The 20,507-nt window shown below is 66.7% G+C and carries 15 protein-coding genes; 10 read left to right on the plus strand and 5 right to left on the minus strand.

All coding sequences use genetic code 11. The annotated features are described in order from the left end of the window. Positions 1 to 401 precede the first annotated feature (401 nt). On the plus strand, positions 402 to 7,418 hold the full coding sequence (locus tag OKW52_RS05560) for an Ig-like domain-containing protein (protein WP_264504833.1): 7,017 nt from the start codon (positions 402 to 404) through the stop codon (positions 7,416 to 7,418). Continuing rightward, positions 7,412 to 8,233, plus strand: coding sequence for an autotransporter outer membrane beta-barrel domain-containing protein (locus OKW52_RS05565; protein ID WP_264504834.1), 822 nt, complete (start codon positions 7,412 to 7,414; stop codon positions 8,231 to 8,233). Before OKW52_RS05560 ends, OKW52_RS05565 begins: the two co-directional genes overlap by 7 nt. 353 nt (positions 8,234 to 8,586) lie before the next feature. On the opposite strand, the gene OKW52_RS05570 is transcribed toward OKW52_RS05565, so the two are convergent. The 3 genes from OKW52_RS05570 to OKW52_RS05580 all read right to left on the minus strand — a co-directional run bounded on the left by OKW52_RS05570 (position 8,587) and on the right by OKW52_RS05580 (position 11,470). Continuing rightward, positions 8,587 to 9,996 carry a PepSY-associated TM helix domain-containing protein gene (locus OKW52_RS05570; protein ID WP_264504835.1) on the minus strand — a complete coding sequence of 470 codons (1,410 nt, stop codon included), beginning with the start codon at positions 9,994 to 9,996 and terminating at the stop codon, positions 8,587 to 8,589. 91 nt (positions 9,997 to 10,087) lie between these two features. Continuing rightward, a complete protein-coding gene (locus tag OKW52_RS05575) occupies positions 10,088 to 10,363 on the minus strand; it encodes a DUF2946 family protein (protein ID WP_264504836.1) in 276 nt (91 codons plus the stop codon). A 195-nt stretch (positions 10,364 to 10,558) separates the two neighbouring features. Then, entirely contained in the window at positions 10,559 to 11,470 is a 912-nt protein-coding gene (locus tag OKW52_RS05580) for an AraC family transcriptional regulator (RefSeq protein WP_264504837.1), read from the minus strand. Between the two features lie 97 nt (positions 11,471 to 11,567). Between OKW52_RS05580 and OKW52_RS05585 the strand changes: the two genes are divergently transcribed. Both OKW52_RS05585 and OKW52_RS05590 read left to right on the plus strand, forming a co-directional pair. Next, positions 11,568 to 12,326, plus strand: a complete 759-nt coding sequence (locus OKW52_RS05585) for an SDR family oxidoreductase (protein WP_264504838.1) — start codon at positions 11,568 to 11,570, stop codon at positions 12,324 to 12,326. Positions 12,327 to 12,364: 38 nt separating this feature from the next. Beyond that, entirely contained in the window at positions 12,365 to 13,321 is a 957-nt protein-coding gene (locus OKW52_RS05590) for an alpha/beta hydrolase family protein (protein WP_264504839.1), read from the plus strand. 175 nt (positions 13,322 to 13,496) lie between these two features. On the opposite strand, the gene OKW52_RS05595 is transcribed toward OKW52_RS05590, so the two are convergent. Together OKW52_RS05595 and OKW52_RS05600 are read right to left on the minus strand one after the other, a co-directional pair. After that, positions 13,497 to 14,468, minus strand: coding sequence for a fumarylacetoacetate hydrolase family protein (locus OKW52_RS05595; RefSeq protein WP_264504840.1), 972 nt, complete (start codon positions 14,466 to 14,468; stop codon positions 13,497 to 13,499). Between the two features lie 29 nt (positions 14,469 to 14,497). Then, positions 14,498 to 15,064 (minus strand): TetR/AcrR family transcriptional regulator, encoded by a 567-nt coding sequence (locus OKW52_RS05600; RefSeq protein ID WP_264504841.1) that lies wholly within the window; start codon positions 15,062 to 15,064, stop codon positions 14,498 to 14,500. Positions 15,065 to 15,314: 250 nt separating this feature from the next. Between OKW52_RS05600 and OKW52_RS05605 the strand changes: the two genes are divergently transcribed. The 6 genes from OKW52_RS05605 to OKW52_RS05630 all read left to right on the plus strand — a co-directional run bounded on the left by OKW52_RS05605 (position 15,315) and on the right by OKW52_RS05630 (position 20,504). After that, a complete protein-coding gene (locus tag OKW52_RS05605; protein ID WP_264504842.1) occupies positions 15,315 to 16,385 on the plus strand; it encodes a C4-dicarboxylate TRAP transporter substrate-binding protein in 1,071 nt (356 codons plus the stop codon). 63 nt (positions 16,386 to 16,448) lie between these two features. After that, positions 16,449 to 16,694, plus strand: a complete 246-nt coding sequence (locus OKW52_RS05610; protein WP_264504843.1) for a hypothetical protein — start codon at positions 16,449 to 16,451, stop codon at positions 16,692 to 16,694. 44 nt (positions 16,695 to 16,738) lie between these two features. Next, on the plus strand, positions 16,739 to 16,987 hold the full coding sequence (locus OKW52_RS05615) for a hypothetical protein (protein ID WP_264504844.1): 249 nt from the start codon (positions 16,739 to 16,741) through the stop codon (positions 16,985 to 16,987). Next, a complete protein-coding gene (locus OKW52_RS05620; protein ID WP_264504845.1) occupies positions 16,984 to 18,297 on the plus strand; it encodes a TRAP transporter large permease in 1,314 nt (437 codons plus the stop codon). Before OKW52_RS05615 ends, OKW52_RS05620 begins: the two co-directional genes overlap by 4 nt. 10 nt (positions 18,298 to 18,307) lie before the next feature. Next, positions 18,308 to 19,321 carry an MBL fold metallo-hydrolase gene (locus OKW52_RS05625; protein WP_264504846.1) on the plus strand — a complete coding sequence of 338 codons (1,014 nt, stop codon included), beginning with the start codon at positions 18,308 to 18,310 and terminating at the stop codon, positions 19,319 to 19,321. 10 nt (positions 19,322 to 19,331) lie between these two features. Next, positions 19,332 to 20,504, plus strand: coding sequence for a thiolase domain-containing protein (locus tag OKW52_RS05630; RefSeq protein WP_264504847.1), 1,173 nt, complete (start codon positions 19,332 to 19,334; stop codon positions 20,502 to 20,504). The last annotated feature ends 3 nt before the right edge of the window (positions 20,505 to 20,507 follow it).

A 20,507-nucleotide genomic window follows, 5' to 3' on the forward strand; every position in this document is an offset into this window, starting at 1 on the left:
TCGCCGACCGTCTTATGTCGGGCATTTTCAACGCCCTCTGCAGATTTCTTGCTATGGTGGCGCTGGTCGTGTCTGGGGCAACGGCGGCAGTTGCAGGCCAAAGCAACGGGTCGATCATCCTGACCCATGTTGTGGATGGACAATGTCTGGCCGGGCCTTACGCCAATGCCACTGTGGCAGATGTTAGGGTGAATTGGTCCGCAACAACCAGCGGTCCGGGAGAGGCCACGTCCATAAACAGTTGGGAGACTACCAGCCCGAGCTGGACGCTTCGTGCAACCAGCGTGACTCCGGGCGGCTCGACCTTGACAGGCGGCGTTAGCAACTACGAGTTTGGGCAGGCCAATTTGATTGGCACGAATGCCTGGTTTGCCATGTACGGGTCTTTCACCGATGCAGGCATGGGACGTTCCAGCAACGTTTCTCCGCTCAGCCCACCGGATATCGCTTCCGGTTTTGGCGCCTTTTACGTCCCGGTTTCAATCAACATGGCCGCCGACCCCGATTGCGTGCCGGCACCGGCTCAGATCGAGATCCTTGGCACCGACAGTTCCGTCATCGCCAATGGTGAAACTACCACAAGCACGATTGATGGCACCGATTTCGGCGACGTTGCAACGGAAGGGGCGTCGGTAACCCGCACGTTCCAGATTCGCAACGCCGGCGCAATGAACCTCAACATCAACTCTGTCGGCGTCACCGGCCCGTTCTTTGTCGGCATCTCCTCGGCCACTGCCGCCCCGGGCCTCACGGATTTCACCATCCGCTTCGACCCAAGCAGCGCCGGTGCCGCCTCTGGAACCGTGACATTCCAAACCGACGCCGGCACCGACCCGTCCTATACCTTTGCGGTCAGCGGCACCGGTATCGTCCCCAGCGAGCCCGAGCTTGCCGTCTATGGTTTGTCGGGCGGCGTCACGGTCCTGATCCCGGACGGGTCACCATCGGCAAGCAGTGCCTTGGGCACAGTTTACGATCAGCAGGATCACACGACCGGATCTGAGAACCGCACCTTCAGGCTGTTCAACAGCGGCACTGACACGCTGAACATATCCTCGGTCACCGTCACATCCGGATCGGGTTTCTCGGTTCTGAATTTTCCGTCTTCCGTTGGTGTCGGCGGCATCGCGACCACTGGCATCCGGTTCGATCCGCCCAGCATCGGCGTGTTCAGCGCCATTGTGACCGTGGTAAGCGATGATCCCGACAGCCCCTATACCTTTGCCGTCGGAGGAGAGGGCGTCGATACGTCGCCGCCCACCGCGACGCTGAGCGCGCTGCAGAGCCCGGCTGGCAACGGAGTCTATACCTCGCAGGTGACCTTCTCCGAGCCGGTTACGGGTTTCACGGCCACCGACCTGACGCTGCTCAACGCCACCGCGACGGTGACGGCGGTGTCGACAACCGTCTACGGCGTCGTTCTGACGGCGGTGGCGGCCGGTACGGTCAGCTACGCCATCCCTGCCGCCGCTGCCCAGGACGGTGCCAGCTTTGGCAATGTGGCGGCCGGTCCTGTCACGGCCACCTTCGCCGGCGTGCCCGGAATCGAGATCCGCGGCAACGGCCAGTTGATCGCGCCCGGCGCCACGACGCCCGTGACCGCGAACGGCACCGATCTGGGCGCGATCGAGTCCCCCGGAAGCGCGACGCAGGATTTCGTCGTCACCAACCCTGGAACGCGCACGCTTACGATCTCGGGGATCGAAGATGGCAGCAGCTATTATTCCGTCTCACCCCAAACCTTCACCGTCGCGCCCGGAGCCAGTGAAACCTTCACCGTGACCTATGAGCCTGTCCTGCTCGGAACGCATACCAGCGTGATTCAGGTCGCGTCCGACGCACCGGCCCAAAGCACCTACTATTTCTACATGCGCGCAAGAAGCGTCGACACCACCGCCCCCACCGCTGGGTTTTCGCCGCTGGTCGGGCCGGATAGCGGCGTGTTCACCACCACCCTCACCTTCAGCGAGCCGGTCATAGGCTTCAGCCTGTCGGATCTTACCCTGGTCAATGCTACGGCCACGATGACCGGCACCGATGCCGTCTACGAGATCACCCTGACGCCCCAAGCCGACGGCACCGTCAGCGTCGCGCTGCCCGCAGCGGTCGCCAAGGATGCTGCCGGCAATGACAACACCGCCGCCGCCAGCGTCAGCGCAGACTATGACGCCACCGCCCCCTCGGTCACCATCACCGGCGTCCCGGCGCTGACCAGCGCGCCGTTCACCGCGACCTTTACCTTCAGCGAGGCGGTTACCGGCTTCGCGGCGGGCGATATCACGGTTACCAACGCGGCGGTCTCGGGTTTCTCGGCGAGCAGCAGCACGGTCTATACCGCGCTGATCACGCCGACAGCGGATGGCCCGGTGACCCTGGACGTCGCGGCGGCTGTGGCCGAGGACGCGGGCGGCAACGGCAACACGGCTGCGGTGCAGGCGGTCTCGGAGTACGACGCGACGGCCCCTTCGGTCACCATCACCGGCGTGCCGACCCTGTCGAGCGCGCCGTTCACCGCGACGTTCACCTTCAGCGAGGCGGTCACCGGCTTCGCGGCGGGCGATATCACGGTTACCAACGCGGCGGTCTCGGGCTTTGCAGCCAGCAGCAGCACGGTCTACACCGCGCTGATCACGCCGACGGCGGACGGCCCGGTGACGCTGGACGTCGCGGCAGCTGTGGCCGAGGACGCGGGGGGTAATGGCAACACGGCGGCAACCCAAGCCAGCAGCCAATACGACGCCACCGCCCCCTCGATCACCATCACCGGCGTGCCGACCCTGTCGAGCGCGCCGTTCACCGCGACCTTTACCTTTAGCGAGGCGGTTACCGGCTTCGCGGCGGGCGATATCGTGGTTAGCAACGCGTCGGTCTCGGGCTTCGCGGCGAGCAGCAGCACGGTCTATACCGCGCTGATCACGCCGACGGCGGATGGCCCGGTGACGCTGGACGTCGCGGCGGACGTGGCCGAGGACGCAGGGGGCAACGGAAACACGGCTGCGGTGCAGGCGGTGTCGGATTACGACGCCACCGCGCCGTCGGTCACCATCACCGGCGTCCCGGCGCTGACCAGCGCGCCATTCACCGCGACCTTCACCTTCAGCGAGGCGGTTACCGGCTTCGCGGCGGGGGATATCGTGGTTACCAACGCGTCGGTCTCGGGCTTCGCGGCGAGCAGCAGCACGGTCTACACCGCGCTGATCACGCCGACGGCAGACGGCCCGGTGACGCTGGACGTCGCGGCGGACGTGGCCGAGGACGCGGGGGGCAACGGGAACAGCGCTGCGGTGCAGGCGGTCTCGGAGTACGACGCCACCGCGCCGTCGGTCAGCATCACCGGCGTGCCGACCCTGTCGAGCGCACCGTTCACCGCGACCTTTACCTTCAGCGAGGCGGTCACCGGCTTTGCGGCGGGCGATATCACGGTTAGCAACGCGTCGGTCTCGGGCTTCGCGGCGAGCAGCAGCACGGTCTACACCGCGCTGATCAGCCCGACGGCGGACGGCCCGGTGACACTGGACGTCGCGGCGGACGTGGCCGAGGATTCAACCGGCAACGGCAACACGGCTGCGGTGCAGGCGGTCTCGGAGTACGACGCGACCGCCCCTTCGGTCACCATCACCGGCGTGCCGACCCTGTCGAGCGCGCCGTTCACCGCGACCTTTACCTTCAGCGAGGCGGTTACCGGCTTTGCGGCGGGGGACATCGTGGTTAGCAACGCGGCGGTCTCGGGCTTCGCGGCCAGCAGCAGCACGGTCTACACCGCGCTGATCACCCCGACGGCGGACGGCCCGGTGACGCTGGACGTCGCGGCGGACGTGGCCGAGGACGCGGGCGGCAACGGCAACACGGCTGCGGTGCAAGCCGGCAGCCAGTACGACGCGACCGCGCCGTCGGTCGCCATCACCGGCGTTCCGACCCTGTCGAGCGCACCGTTCACCGCGACCTTCACCTTCAGCGAGGCGGTTACCGGCTTCGCGGCGGGGGACATCACGGTTACCAACGCGGCGGTCTCGGGCTTCGCGGCGAGCAGCAGCACGGTCTATACCGCGCTGATCAGCCCGACGGCGGACGGCCCGGTGACGCTGGACGTCGCGGCGGCTGTGGCCGAGGACGCGGGGGGCAACGGCAACACGGCTGCGGTGCAGGCGGTCTCGGAGTACGACGCCACGGCCCCTTCGGTCACCATCACCGGCGTGCCGGCGCTGTCGAGCGCAGCGTTCACCGCGACCTTTACCTTCAGCGAGGCGGTCACCGGCTTCGCGGCGGGCGATATCGTGGTTAGCAACGCGGCGGTCTCGGGCTTCGCGGCGAGCAGCAGCACGGTCTACACCGCGCTGATCACCCCGACGGCGGACGGCCCGGTGACACTGGACGTCGCGGCTGAAGTGGCCGAAGACGCAGGGGGTAATGGCAACACGGCGGCAACCCAAGCCAGCAGCCAATACGACGCGACGGCCCCCTCGGTCACCATCACAGGCGTCCCGGCGCTGTCGAGCGCGCCGTTCACCGCGACGTTCACCTTCAGCGAGGCGGTTACCGGCTTCGTGGCGGGGGATATCGTGGTTAGCAACGCGTCGGTCTCGGGCTTCGCGGCCAGCAGCAGCACGGTCTACACCGCGCTGATCACGCCGACGGCGGACGGCCCGGTGACGCTGGACGTCGCGGCGGCTGTGGCCGAGGACGCAGGCGGCAACGGCAACACGGCTGCGGTGCAAGCCAGCAGCGAGTATGACGCCACCGCCCCCTCGGTCGCCATCACCGGCGTGCCGGCGCTGTCGAGCGCAGCGTTCACCGCGACCTTTACGTTCAGCGAGGCGGTTACCGGCTTCGCGGCGGGGGATATCACGGTTACCAACGCGGCGGTCTCGGGCTTCGCGGCGAGCAGCAGCACGGTCTATACCGCGCTGATCACGCCGGCGGCGGACGGCCCGGTGACACTGGACGTCGCGGCGGCTGCGGCCGAGGACGCAGGGGGCAACGGCAACACGGCTGCGGTGCAGGCGGTCTCGGAGTACGACGCCACCGCGCCCTCGGTCACCATCACCGGCGTGCCGACCCTGTCGAGCGCGCCGTTCACCGCGACCTTCACCTTCAGTGAGGCGGTTACCGGCTTCGCAGCGGGGGATATCATGGTTGCCAACGCGTCGGTCTCGGGCTTCGCGGCGAGCAGCAGCACGGTCTACACCGCGCTGATCAGCCCGACGGCAGACGGCACGGTGACGCTGGACGTCGCGGCGGCTGTGGCCGAGGACGCAGGGGGTAATGGCAACACGGCGGCAACCCAAGCCAGCAGCCAATACGACGCCACCGCCCCCTCGATCACCATCACCGGCGTGCCGACCCTGTCGAGCGCACCGTTCACCGCGACGTTCACCTTCAGCGAGGCGGTTACCGGCTTCGCGGCGGGGGATATCATGGTTGCCAACGCGTCGGTCTCGGGCTTCGCGGCGAGTAGCAGCACGGTCTATACCGCGCTGATCAGCCCGACGGCGGACGGCCCGGTGACACTGGACGTCGCGGCGGCTGCGGCCGAGGACGCAGGGGGCAACGGCAACACGGCTGCGGTGCAGGCGGTCTCGGAGTACGACGCCACGGCCCCTTCGGTCACGATCACCGGCGTCCCGGCGCTGACCAGCGCGCCGTTCACCGCGACCTTCACCTTCAGCGAGGCGGTTACCGGCTTCGTGGCGGGGGATATCATGGTTAGCAACGCGTCGGTCTCGGGCTTCGCGGCGAGCAGCAGCACGGTCTACACCGCGCTGATCACGCCGACGGCGGATGGCCCGGTGACGCTGGACGTCGCGGCGGACGTGGCCGAGGACGCGGGGGGCAACGGGAACACGGCTGCAACCCAAGCCAGCAGCCAATACGACGCCACCGCGCCGTCGGTCGCCATCACCGGCGTCCCGGCGCTGACCAGCGCGCCGTTCACCGCGACCTTCACCTTCAGCGAGGCGGTTACCGGCTTCGCGGCGGGGGATATCGTGGTTAGCAACGCGTCGGTCTCGGGCTTCTCGGCCAGCAGCAGCACGGTCTACACCGCGCTGATCACGCCGACGGCGGACGGCCCGGTCACGCTGGATGTTGCGGCGGCTGTGGCCGAGGACGCGGGGGGCAACGGCAATACGGCGGCCGTGCAGGCCAGCAGCCAGTACGACGCGACGGCCCCCTCGGTCACCATCACCGGCGTCCCAGCGCTGTCGAGCGCGCCGTTCACCGCGACCTTTACCTTTAGCGAGGCGGTTACCGGCTTTGCGGCGGGGGACATCACGGTTACCAACGCGGCGGTTTCGGGCTTCTCGGCCAGCAGCAGCACGGTCTACACCGCGCTGATCACGCCGACGGCGGATGGCCCGGTGACGCTGGACGTCGCGGCGGCTGTGGCCGAGGACGCGGGGGGCAACGGGAACACGGCTGCGGTGCAGGCGGTCTCGGAGTACGATGCCACCGCGCCGTCGGTCAGCATCACCGGCGTGCCAGCGCTGTCGAGCGCGCCATTCACCGCGACGTTTACCTTCAGCGAGGCGGTTACCGGCTTTGCGGCGGGCGATATCATGGTTAGCAACGCGGCGGTCTCGGGCTTCGCGGCGAGCAGCAGCACGGTCTATACCGCGCTGATCACGCCGACGGCGGACGGCCCGGTGACGCTGGACGTCGCGGCGGCTGTGGCCGAGGACGCAGGGGGTAATGGCAACACGGCTGCGGTGCAGGCCAGCAGCGAGTATGACGCCACCGCCCCCTCGGTCACGATCTCGGATTTCACCGGACCCCAGGGCGGTACGTTCAGCGCCGAGATCACGCTCAGCGAGGCGGCCGATGACTTTGCCCTCGGGGACATCGCGCTTGAAAACGCGACGGGTGTGCTCAGCGGCACGGGCACCGGCTACACGCTGGTCGTCACGCCGCTGGCAGCGGGCACCGTCTCGGCACAGGTCACGGCGGGAAGCTTCACGGATGCGGCGGGCAACGCCAATGCTGCGGCCTCGAACCGTGTGTCCTTTACCCATGACCCGGTGGCGCCGACGGTGGCCATTGTCGATCTGCCGGACGAGTTTGCCGGCGCGGCGAGCTTTTCGGTAACCATCCTCTTCTCGGAGGACGTCACCGGTTTTGCCCCTGAGGGGATCATCGCGCAAAACGCCAGCATCACTGCCCTCAGCGGGTCCGGCACGCGGTATGCTGCCACGATCCGTGCCACGGGGGCCGGGGATGTGGTGCTGCGGATTGCTGCGGGGGCTGCCCGGGACGCGGCGGGGAATGCCAGCCTTGCGTCGGATGCGGTGCGGATCACCAACCGGACGGTCGCCGAAACTCAGGGCCAGATCACGCGGTTCATGCTGCACCGGGCAGTGCAGCTGGTGTCCAATCAGCCCGGCCTTATCTGCCTGATGCAGGGAACCTGTGCCGGGGGGTGCTGAACGTCAACGCCAACGAGGACGGGCTGCGGTTCAGTGTGAGCACGATGTCCGGCGCGCTGACGGCGGACTGGCCGCTGTGGGTGCAGGTTCAGGGTTCGCGCAGCGCTGATCCAAACGGCGATACGGACTATCTGATCGGCACCATCGGCGCGCATCACCGGCTCAGCGACACGCTGTATCTGGGCGCGATGCTGCAGGTCGACCATGTCGCGCGCAATGACGGTATCGGCCGGATCGAGGGCAGCGGCTGGCTGGCCGGACCTTATGTGGTGGGGCGGCTGCCGGACCATCCGCTCTATTTCGAAGGCCGGTTGCTATGGGGTGAAAGCCGCAACACGATCAGCCCGTTCGGCAGCTATAGCGACCGCTTCAATACCGAGCGGATGCTGGCGATGGCGCGGATCACCGGCGAGGTGGCGCTTGGCGACGTGACGCTGATGCCGACCTTCGCGGCCTCGCATACAACCGACCGGCAGCGGGCTTATACCGACAGCCTTGGCAACGCGATCGGCGCGCAGGATATCGCGCTGACGCGGGTAGAGCTGGGGCTGGACGTTCAATGGCCGGTCTTGCTGGGCGTGTCGGAATGGATCGTTGAAGGCGGTGTCCGGGCGCTGCATTCGCGCAGTTCGGGCAGCGGGTTGACGGTGGCCGATTCTGCGCCGGTGGATGGCACGCGCGGTCGGCTGGATCTGGGGCTCAGGCACGTGACCGGGTCAGGCGGCGAGTTTTCGATGAGCGGCTATTACGACGGGATCGGCCAGCGGGACTATGAAGGCTACGGGCTGGCAATCGGCTACCGGCGGAGTTTCTGACACCGGTCTCGGGTGACAAGGAAACGGGGCGCTCAGGCGCCCCGTTCGCTTTCAGACCCTTCGCCCGATTGACGCCGGGGTCGCCGCGCTGACCGGATGCTGGGAAGCTGCGCCAACGGCGAAGCGGGCCATGCGTCTGCCGTTTGTGAGGATGGCGGCGTGTCCCACGATGGGACAGGGAGGTGAGGTGAGGAATTTCAGGGGTTTAGGGAGGGGCGTTAAGGATTTGGCAAGGTGTCCCTGGTCAACCCCTGCGACCCTTCGCGCCTGCCGCCGCTGAGCCCTGCGGAAGGGGCCGACGCCAGCCCCCTCCCTCAGTCATCCCCCTGCGGGCGGTCAGCCTGTGCAGGGCCTCAGGCGAATGACCGGCGGCGAGCGATCAGATGAGCGGCCACTTCGATCACCGCCAGCAGCAACATCGACAGCCCGACAAGGGGAAAGAAGATCCCCGCCGCGATCGCCATCACCAACAAGGTCCGCGGGATGCGCCAGTCGGTCGGAACGCTCGGGATGCCCAGCGCGCCCGAGGGGCGGCGCTTCCACCACATCGTTGCCGCCGACACGCACAGCATCACCATGGCGAGGCAGGCCAGCAGCAGGACGATCTGGTTTGCCAGACCCCATTCCTGACCCATGTGGACCGAGATCCCCCATTCCGCAAAGCGCCCCAGCGCGCCAAGATCCTCGAACCCGGCGTCGTACAGAACCGCGCCGGTATAGCGATCAAGGTGGATCGTCCGTTCAAAGCTGATGTCATCGGGATAGACCGAGGCGGTGAAGACACCGGTCGGACCGCTGGGCAGGCTCAGCGCGTAGCCGGGAACGATGCCAAGGCCTTCGACCGTGGCCACCACCGCGTCCAGCACCTGCGGCGCAACCAGATCCGGCTGATCCGATGCCATCGCGGCGGCGGTGTGGCCTGCGTGCTCTCCGGCAGCGGGGAGGGGCGAGGCGGGGATCGGCTGGCGCTCCATGATCCAGGGGGCGCGGTCAACCACCGCTTCGGTGGGGACGCTCGACAGCGGCAGACCCGACCAGTAGCCATCCGGCATCCCCAGCCCCAGATCATAGGCGGTGTCGTAGAATTTCGCTCCCCAGACGCCGGACCACGGCAGGCCGGTCAGCGCAAGGAACACGATGAAGACACCGGTATAGATCCCGGTGACCGCGTGCAGATCGCGCCACCATGGACGGCCCCGCGTGGCTTTGATGCGCAGCGTGCCGACGGTTTTGCGTCCGCGCGGCAGCCACAGGTAGATGCCGCTGGCAACGAGCAGGATCATCCAGCCCGCCGCCGCCTCGATCAGCCGGTTGCCGAACCAGCCGACGTATTCCAGCGAATGCAGCTTGCGCACCACATGCATCGCCGGGCTGCCCGCCGCGCCGCCGTCCCACAACGTGCCCAGAACGCGGGCGTCATACGGGTCGACATAGACCGTGTTGCGCAACCCGTCTTCGCCGGTGATATCAACCTCGGCGCTGCGGTCGGGGGCCGGTGCGGGCGAATAGGCCCGCAGCGTGCCGGGATGGGCAGCAAGGGCGGCGGCGGTGATCTGAGAGGCCGACAAGGCATCGGTCCGGGGTTCGACGAAGCGCATCTGGTGATGCGCGGTGTTGTTGATTTCATCCTTGAACAAGTAGATCCCGCCGGTCACGGACAGGATCAGGACGAAGGGCAGGACGATCAGTCCCGCGATGAAATGCCAGCGCCAGACAGCGCGGTAGAGCGCGGCCGTGGCCGTGCGGTTTGTCTCTTGGGTCATGGGTACATTCCAGCAGCCCGTCTGCGGGACGGGCGGGTCAAAGGGCGGTCCTGCGCGCGGTCAGCGCTGTGGCCATCGGATCTTTTGCCGGTCAGGCGATCCGCGGGGGTGCCCGTGTGGAATGGTTGATGTTTCGTCCCTGCGCCGCGCGGCGCAATGCCTCACCCTGCCGCCACAGATCGTGCGGGCGGAAGGCAAGGCTTACAGCGGGCGAGGTGACATGGGGGGGCTGCGAGAGGGTATGACAGAAGGGGCAATGGTATTCATGCCCGCCGTGCCCCGAATGATCGCTACAGATATCGCTCTGCGAGGCCCCAAGGATCATCGCATAGACCGCCCGGGCATGGCTGGTCTTGTCGGGTGCCATGAGTGCCGCCGAGACAACGTTCGTCACCGCAAGGCAAACGCCGAGCGCGAGAGCGAAAATCAGGGGGAACCGGACCGTCATGCTGCCGATATGCCAGCATCGCACGGCAAGGTGAAGACGGTGATTTGCCACGGCAGTCTTTTGCGCGTTGCGATGCGGCGTTGACGTTCGTCGTATCCGCCAACCCCGCTGGGGTTAACGCCTGCCCATGGCGGCGAATGCGCCGGGCGACTGGCCCTCGTGCCGGGCAAAGGCCAGTCCGAAGGCGCTGGCGGACCCGTAGCCGACCTTCAGCGCGATTTCGGCATTGGTCAGCCCGCCCTGCCGCAGCAGGGTCTTGGCCACGGCCATGCGCCAGTCGATGACATATTCCATTGGCGCGCGGCCGACCTCTTTGCGGAACCGCGCGTAGAAGCCCGAGCGCGACATCCCGGCCTCTTTCGCCATGCCGGTCACGGAAAGGCTGCTGTCGGTGTCGTCGTGGATACGCCGCAGGGCGCTGGCCAGATGCGGATCCGAAAGGCCGCGCAGCAGTCCCGGCGGCAGGCGTGCCGCAGGGCCCGAGCGCAGGGATTCGATCAGCAGCACCTCCAGCAAGCGCTCAAGGATCATCTCGCGCCCCGGACGGTGGGCGCGGGTTTCTTCGTGGATCATCGGCACAAGGGCGGTCAGGCGGCCCGGGCCGGAAATATGGATCATCGCGGGCAGCAGCGACACAAGCAGGTCACTGGCAGGCGTGTCAAAGCGGCAGTGGCCGACAAGGGCGCGCACATCGACCGGGGCGTCGCACTGGCCAAGACGAAAGCGACCGGGGCCGGTTTCCAGCGGCAGGCGCGGGACATGTGGCGGTGGCGGCACCGCGCTGGACATGGTGAAGCCCTGCAGGTGCGGGATCAGGACGAAATCCCCGGCAACCAGCGTGACGGGGGCACGCCCGGCGACGTGCAACTGGCAGCGCCCCTCGACCATCGCGCAGTAGAAGGGGCTGGCCAGATCGCGCCGCTCGACCAGCCACTGGCCCCCGGCCTCGACCATCTTCGAGATCGAGACCGAGGGTTTGAGCAGCGAGACGACGCTGGAAAGGGGGTCTGCGGGACTGTCGGGCATGTTTCTGGACGATCAATGGATGATTGCGGACATTCGTATATCGAACGAACGGATCTTGGCGCGTATTTCTCGATCTCACAAGACAAGGATCGTTCCTATGCCCCGAATTCTTATCACTGGCTGTTCCTCGGGTTTCGGTCAGGCCATCGCCGCGCAGTTTCTCGATCAGGGGTGGGAGGTCGTCGCGACGATGCGCAGCCCCTCGGCTGAAGGGTTGCCGGTGTCCGACCGCCTGCAGGTGCTGGCGCTGGATGTGACCGACCCCGACAGCATTGCCGCCGCGCTGGCTGCGGCGGGGCCGATCGACGCGCTGGTGAACAACGCCGGTGTCGGCATGCTCAACGTGCTGGAAGGCGCGGATATCGCGCGGGCCCGTGAGCTGTTCGAAACCAATGTGCTGGGTGCGATGGCGATGACCCGCGCCGTGATGCCGGCGATGCGCGCCCGGCGCAGCGGCGTCATCGTCAACGTCAGTTCCAGCGTGACGCTGCGCCCGTTGCCCGCGTTGTCGATCTACAGCGCCAGCAAGGCCGCGCTGAACGCCTTTACTGAAAGCTTTGCGCTGGAGGCGGCTGAATTCGGCGTCCGGGCGCGTCTGGTGCTGCCCGGCAGTGCGCCGGGAACGTCCTTTGGGCGTAACGCCGTGGCGCGGATGGGCATGGCGGTGCCCGAGCCGTACGCGCCCTTCGTGCAGGCCTATTTCCAGAGCCTTCAGTCCGCGACGCAGAAGACCGAGGCGCGGGAGGTCGCGCGGGCCGTCTGGCGTGCAGTCACGGATGAGACCGCGCCGATGAAGCTGCCCGCCGGTGCGGACGCGGAAAGCTGGTTCCGCGAAGACGGTCTGGCCACGGCCTGAGACCGGCGACCCAATCAACCCTGCAAAAGGAAAACACCATGAACCGACTGATCACCCTGTCCCGCGCCCTGCCAACGCCCGCGCCAGAGATTACCGTAGCCTATACGCCGATCCGGCTGCCGATGCCGGGACGCCAGCCGCTTGAGCTGCGCCTCACCGCGCCGGCGGTGGGCAATGACCTGCCCGTCGTGATTCTGCTGCACGGCTTCGGTCCGTCGAACTATATCCCGTCAAAGGACGGCTACGCGCCCTTGGCGCAGTTCTGGGCCGAACGCGGTGTGGCGGTGATCCAGCCGACGCAAGCCAGTTCGCGGGTTGGCGGACTGGATCCCGATCAGCCCGGCGGGCCGTTCTTCTGGCGTGAACGGGTGGCGGAAGTTCATGCCATCCTCGACCAGCTGGCCGAGATCGTGCGACAGGCACCCGCCGTGGCCGGGCGGCTGGACCCTGATCGGATCGCCGTGGCCGGGCATTCCTTTGGCGGCTTTACCGGCGGTCTTCTGCTGGGCGCGCGCTTGCAGGGCGAGAGCTTCGCGCATCCGCGGATCCGTGCCGGGATCCTGCTGGCCGCGCCGGGGCGCGGTGGTGCGGATCTGACACCGGAAAGCGCCGCTCGCTTTCCCTTTTTCGATGTGGATTTCAGCGCGATCACCATCCCGACGCTGGTGGTCATCGGCGCACAGGACGCCCCGCGTTTCACGCCCCGGGGTGCCGAGTGGCACGCCGACGCCTTCCACGACGCACCGGGGGCCGAGGCGCTGCTGACGATCCACGGTGTCGGCCATGGTCTGGGGGGTATCGCCGGGTGGGACGCTCGCGAGACCGAGGTCGAAGACCCCGACGCTTTGGAAGCGACGCGTCGGTTGACGCTGGCCTGGCTGCGGAGTGCCTTGGCCGTGGCCCCGGACGCCTGGACAGAAAGCCAGTCTGCGCTTGCAGAGCACGCGGCATCGATCGCGGAGATTGCGGTGCGATCGACAGCCAGCGCGGCGTGATCGGCATCGCGTCATGACAGCCTGTCGCGTTCTCGCCGCGTCCAAAGGCTTGCAGCCTGCGCCCTGAGCCGGGCAGAATGAGGGGCGCTGCCGCTCAAAGCGCAGCGCCCCTCTTGTGCTGGACCCTCAGACGGCCCGTGTGTCGCCGCCGCTCAGCAAGCGGCGGCTGTCAGCATCAGGGCCGCACAAGCCGGTTGCGCAGGATGCCGATGCCGTCGACCTCAAGCTCGATCACGTCGCCGGGGTTGAGAAAGCGCATCTGCTCCAGCCCGCAGCCATTGCCGACGGTGCCCGAGCCAATGAACTCGCCGCTGTGCAGGGTTTCCGAGGCCGAGACATGCGCGATCACATCCTCGAACTTCCAGTGCATCGTGCTGGAATTCCCCCGGCCCCATTCCTCGCCGTTGACGCGGCAGATCATGGTCAGGTTGTAGGGATCGGTCATTTCATCCGCCGTGACCAGACAGGGGCCCATCGGGTTTGCGGTGTCGAAATCCTTGCCCTTGGCCGGTCCCAGCTGGCCGCCCATTTCGGCGGTCTGCGCGTCGCGGGCGGTCATGTCGTTGAAGATCGTGTAGCCGAAGATGTGGCTGCGCGCGTCTTCCTTGCAGATGTCCTTGCCGGGTTTGCCGATGTAGCAGCCAAATTCCAGTTCAAAATCCATGAAGTTGGAATAGTGCGGCCAGAGCACGTCCTGCTCGGTGCCGATCACCGAGAAACGGTTGGCTTTGTAGTAGATCGGCTGGTCGTAGAAGGTCTGCGGAATCGACAGGATGCCTTTGGCCTCCATGTCCTTGAGCGCGGCCTCGGGGTCATCAAACGCCTGCGCGCGCAGTTTGCGGGCGTTGGCGAAGGCCTGCTTGAGATGGGTCTCGAAGCACAGCGCGTCGCGCATCTGCGGCGGCGGCTGGATCGGTGCCAGCAGCGTGACCGCCGTGCGGCCATGCCCGTGGTTCGCCGCGCCACGCTGCTCGGCGTCTTGCGCGGCGGCCAGCGCGTCGGGCCCGCCTTCGGCGATGGCCAGCACCGAGGCCACGCGCGCGTCACCGCCCGACGCGGCCAGCAGGTCGATCACGCGCGTGCCGCCCTCGACCAGCGCGCCTGCGCGTTTCACGCCGTCGCCGGCGTCATAGGTCACCAGTTTCATCCTGTTCCTCCTGTCCAGAAATCTTTGGGTCAGCGGGCGCGGTGGCGCAACCCGGCAACCAGAATCGCGACCAGATGCTGCGAGGCTTCCTCGTTGCGGTCAGGGTCGGCGGCACCGTCGCTCAGGCGCGCGATACGGCCAGTGTCGGCCATGAAGAACATCATCGAGCCGAGCATGGTGCTATAGGCGTAATGGACTTCGGCCTTGGTCCAGTCGGGCAGGCATTCGTGCAGCGCCGTCAGGATCATTCGGGCCACCGGGTCGAACATCTCGGTGAAGATCCCGCGCTCGACATTGGCGGGTTCGGTGATCTCGCGCGCCAGGATCGCGCCGAAATGGCCTGAATTGCGCAGGCCCAGCATCGGCACGATCAGCGCGCGGACCACCAGTTCAAGCCGGCGATCCAGATCGCTTTCCATGCGCGCGATTTCCAGCCCGATCTGCCGCTGGCCGACAATGGTCGGCACCCGCAGGCGGAAGATCGAGCGGTAAAGCTCAAGCTTGGAAACGAAGTGATACGAGATCAGCGCCACCGGCACATCGGCGCGTGTGGCGATGGTGCGCAGGCTTGTTCCGGCGAGATCCCTGTTCGGCAAAGACCTCTTCGGCCACCGCAAGAATGCGGTCGCGGGCCTTTTCCGACTTCGGTTCGGTGCCGGGCGCGTCGGCGTCCTGAGAAAGCGGCGAGGGGGTCTTGGGCATTGGTCTTCGAGGCTCCGGGGCTTCAATATGATCATGGTATAAATATTATTGACAGGTAGGTCAATAATATTGAACACCTGTTCAAGACGCGGAACGAAGAGGGTTGGAGCGATTCGACGCCGCGCCTGATTCAGGGAGAGAGACATGATGACCAAGACTTTCGGGGCGCTTGCCCTGACCGCCTCGACGCTGGCGCTGACCGCGCCCGCCTCGGCGACCGACACGCTGCGCCTGACCATCGCCATGGGGCACCCCGAGGTGTTCTTGTGGGTCAAGCACATCCACGAAACCTTCATCCCCGCGTTGGAACGCGAACTGGCGCGCACGGGTGAGGTGCAGGTCGAGTGGACCGAAGCCTATGGTGGCACGCTGGTGCGGCTGGGGTCCGAGATCGAATCCTTCCAGACCGGCATCATGGACGTCGGGCAGGTCTCGGGCGTGTTCAACCCGGCCGAGGCGGGGATCCTGAACGTGACCTATGCCATGCCCTTTGGCCCGACCGACCCGGCGCAGGTTACCGCCGCTGCGGAAGAAGCGTTGCGGGCCTCCGGCGCGCAGGACTTGCTGCAAGAGGCGACGGGCGTCGTCTATATCGGCGGCGGCGTGGCGATTGACGGCTATAACATCGGCGCCAACCGCGAAATCCGCAGCCTGTCGGACATGAACGGCCTGCGCATTGGCGGTGCGCCGTCGAACCATGCGTGGCTGGATGGCAGCGGGGCGGTTGCGGTCGGGGGCTCGTACACCAGCTTTTACAACGACATTCAGACCGGCGTTTACAGCGGCCATATCGGCTGGATCACCGCCTCGACCCCGGCCCGGCTGTACGAGGTTGCGCCCTATTGGAACCAGGTTGATTTCGGCTCGATGTATATCGGTGGCCTGGGCGTGTCGCAGGCGCGCTGGGACAGTTTTTCGGACGACACGCGCCAGGCGTTCCTGACCGCCGCTGCCGAGTATACCGAGGCCTATCACGCCGAACAGGCCGCCCGCTATGACGCCGCGCGCGAGGCGTATGTGGCCGGGGGCGGGGAGTTCGTCGAGATGGAGCCGGGCGAACGCCAGCACTGGATCGACGCGATGACCAACCCGACCACCGCTTTCATCGCCGCCGCCGAGGCGCGCGGCGAGCCGGGGCGCGGGGTGCTGGAAGCCTACCGCGATCTGCTGGGGGCGCAGGGCTTCACCTTCCCGCGCGACTATCTGGCGCCGTGATCAACCAGCGCGGCGCGGGGGCTTCCCGCGCCTCCCTTCCACCAATGAACGGTGATTTTTCCCATGGTTGGCACTGACCCTGCACTTCCTGAGGCCGCGACGGATCGCGGCCCCGTTTCAGCGATCACGGCGGTGCTCAACGCTGTCGGTACGGTCTGGATCGTGGCGCTGATGCTGCTGATCGTGTCCGACATCGCGATGCGCAACATCGCCAACGCGCCGATTGCGGGCGTGCCCGAGATGGTGTCGTTTTCCATCGTCGGCATCGTCTTTCTGCAATTGTCGCACGCGCTGCGGGCCGGGGGCTGACCCGCTCGGACATCCTGCTCGACGCGCTGGCCGAGCGCGCGCCGATGGCGCGGCGGCTGTTGCTGGCGCTGTTCAACCTGACCGGCGCGGGCATTCTGGCCATCGCGTTGTGGTGGTTTGTGCCGTCGCTGTCGTCGGCGTGGAACAACCCGGCGCGGCATTTCATGGGCTCGCCCGGCGTGTTCACCCTGCCGCGCTGGCCGCTTTATGCGCTGATGTGCATCGGCATGGCGGCGACGATCCTGCAATTCCTGACCTTCGCCTGGTCAGCCCTGAAAGGAGGCAAGGCATGAGTGGCATCGCCGTTGCCCTGATCACCATCGCCCTGATGCTGGTGTTGATCTACGCCGGGCTGCACGTGGCCATCGCGCTGTTGGTGCTGTCCTTTGCCGGTGTCTGGATGCTGCGCGACAGTTTCGACATTGCCGCCAACATGATGGTGCTGGCGTTCAAGGATTCGATCTCGGACTATCTGTTCGGCGTCGTACCGCTGTTCGTGTTGATGGGGCTGGTCGTGGCCGCCGCCGGGATTGGCCGCGATGCCTTTGACGTGGCGCATCAGGCCTTTCGCCGGGTGCGCGGCGGGCTGGGCATCGGCACGGTGGTTGCCAATGCGATCTTTGCCGCGATCACCGGGATCTCGATCGCCTCGGCGGCGGTGTTCAGCAAACTGGCCGTGCCCGAGATGCGCCGCCGGGGTTATACCAAATCCTTCTCCGTTGGCGTGGTGGCCGGGTCGTCGGTGCTGGGCATGCTGCTGCCCCCCTCGCTGCTGTTCATCCTGTACGGTGTGCTGACCGAGCAATCGGTGGGCGCGCTGTTTGTCGCCGGGATCCTGCCGGGGCTGTTGCTGACCGTGATCTACAGTCTGGGCATTCTGGTGGCCGCGCGGGTCACGCCAAACTGGGTGGGCGGCACGCTACCCGATGACGATGACACGCCGCTGATGAGCGGGGCCGAGATCGCCCGCAAGATGGGGCCGATCATCCTGCTGGTCGCGCTGGTGATGGGCGGCATCTATGGCGGGATCTTCACCCCGACCGAAGCCGGTGCCGCCGGTGCCTTCGCCGCCACGCTGATCGCCATCGCCAAGCGGCGCATCACCTGGCGCGTGTTTCGCGATGTGCTGATCCAGACCGGCCATACCACGGCGGCGGTGTGTTTCCTGATCCTGTCGGCCTCGCTCTATTCGCGGATGCTGGCGATGTCGGGCCTGCCCAGCTGGCTGGGCGCGCAGGTGATGGGCGCCGGGCTGGATGCCTCGAGTGTGGTGCTGCTGGTGGCGCTGGTGATGATCGTGCTGGGCACGATTCTGGACAGCTCGTCGATCATGCTGCTGGTTATTCCCATCGCCTATCCGGTGCTGGCCGCGTTGCAGGTCGATCTGATCTGGTTCGGCGTGCTGGTCATTCTGGCGGTCGAGATCGGGCTCTTGACCCCGCCCTTCGGCATCGCCGTCTTTGTCGTCAAGGCCGCGCTTGGGCCGACCAGCGACATCACCCTGTGGCAGATCTTCAAAGGGGCCGCTCCCTTCGCGCTGGCGATGGTCGGTCTGCTGCTGCTGGTTTTCTTCTTCCCCTCTCTCGCGACTGCGCTTCTGTAAGGAGAACCCCATGTCCAAATGGACCTTCACCAAAGGCCTGCACGAGGTCGGCAACGGCGTCTGGGCTTACCTGCAACCCGATGGATCGTGGGGCTGGTCGAACGCCGGTGTGATCGTGGACGGCGATCAGTCGCTGTTGGTCGATACGCTGTTTGATCTCAAGCTGACCGGCGAGATGCTGGACGACATGCGCCGCTCGATCCCGGCCACGCGGCAGATCGACGTGCTGGTCAACACCCATGCCGATGGCGACCACACGTTCGGCAATCAGCTGGTCGAGGGCGCGCGGATCATCACCTCGCAGGGCACGGCGGATGAATTTTCGGTCATCCAGCCCGCGGTCTGGCAGAACCTTGCGGACAACGCCGAACAGTTCGGCGCGGCGGGCGCGTTCATCCGCGAATGCTTCCGTCCGTTCAACTTTTCGGACGTGGTGCTGACCCCGCCGACCGAAACCTTCTCGGGGCACAAGGAGATCAGGGTCGGTGACAAGATCGTCGAGCTGATCGAAGTCGGCCCGGCGCATTCGCTGGGCGATACGCTGATCCACGTGCCCGCCGACGGGGTCGTTTATACCGGCGATATCCTGTTCAACGGCGGCACCCCGATTGCGTGGTACGGCCCGGTGCATCGCTGGGTGCGTGCCTGTGACGTGCTGCTGGATCTGGACGCCGAGGTGATCGTGGCCGGGCATGGCCCGATTGCCACCAAGGGCGACGTGCGCCGCATGAAGCAGTACCTTGTCGACATCACCGGCGAGGCGCGGCGGTTCTATGACGCGGGCGTCGCTTGGGACGAGGCGGTGCGCGAGATCAATCTGGGCGCTTATGCCGATTGGGACGATGCCGAGCGCGTCGCCGTGACGTTGCAGACCCTCTACGACGATTTCTCGGTCGGTGATCAGCGCCCGGTGCGCGACAAGATGCCTTACTTCGCGGTCATGAAGGCGATGCGCGAGAAGCTGGGCAAACCGCCGGTCCATGCGCATCTCTATGGCACCTGCAGCTGCGGCAAAGATCACTGAGGGGGCTTCCATGCCAATCCAGACCTATATCACCGGCACCGGCCACAGCCGGTTCGGCAAACTGTCGGCCACGCTTGAAGAGCTGATCACCGAGGTCACCCGCGAGGCGCTGGCGGATGCCGGGTTGCAGGGTTCGGATATCGACGCGGTGTATCTGGGCCATTTCAACAGCGGTCTGGTGCCGGATGGCTTTGCGTCGTCGCTGGCGATGCAGGCGGATGCCGGGCTGCGCTTTGCCCCGGCGACGCGGTGCGAGAACGCCTGCGCCTCGGGTGCGGCGGCGTTTCACGGCGCGCTCAACCTGATCCGGGCGGGCGGGGCGCGCAACGTGCTGGTGATCGGCGCGGAAAAGATGACCCACCGCACGACGGCGGATGTCACCCGCGCGCTGGCGGGGGCGGGCTACCAGAATGACCCGGCCGAGGCAGGCTTGAGCTTTCCGCAAGCTTTTGCCCTGCTCGCGCAGGGTTACGGCGAGCGCTATGGCGATCCGACCGAAACGCTGGCCCGCATCGCGGTCAAGAACCACGCCAACGCGCTGAACAACCCCTTGGCGCAGATGCACAAACCGCTGGATCTGGCCGTCGCGCTTACCGTCTCGGATCGCAACCCGCTGATCGCGCCGCCGCTCAAGCTCAGCGATTGCTCGCTGATTACCGACGGGGCGGCGGCGGTGGTGCTCAGTTCTGCCGACGCGGCTGCCAGTGCCTCCCGCAGGGTGCACATCGTCGCCGCCAGCCACGTGTCCGACCTGCTGCCGATGGCCGCACGCGACGTTCTGGCCTTTGAAGGGCCGCGCCGGGCGATCGAGGCCGCCTATGCGCAGGCCGGGATCACCGTGCAGGATCTGGATTTCGCCGAGGTCCACGATTGCTTCACCATCGCCGAATTGCTGATCTACGAGGCGATGGGGCTGGCCGCGCCCGGTCAGGGCGGCAGAGTTATTGCCGACGGGACAGTGCTGGCCGATGGCGCGCTGCCAGTGAACCTGTCGGGCGGGCTCAAGGCCAAGGGGCACCCGGTGGGGGCCACGGGTGTATCGATGCTGGCGCTGGCGGCGCGGCAGTTGACGGGCGGGGCCGGGGCGATGCAGCTGACCACGCCGGAATGGGCGCTGGCCTTCAACATGGGCGGGGCGGCGGTGGCGAATTACGCGACCGTCCTGCACGCCGACCGGGCCTGAACG

The organism is Pararhodobacter zhoushanensis, from assembly GCF_025949695.1.
In the GTDB taxonomy this organism is placed as follows: domain Bacteria; phylum Pseudomonadota; class Alphaproteobacteria; order Rhodobacterales; family Rhodobacteraceae; genus Pararhodobacter; species Pararhodobacter zhoushanensis_A.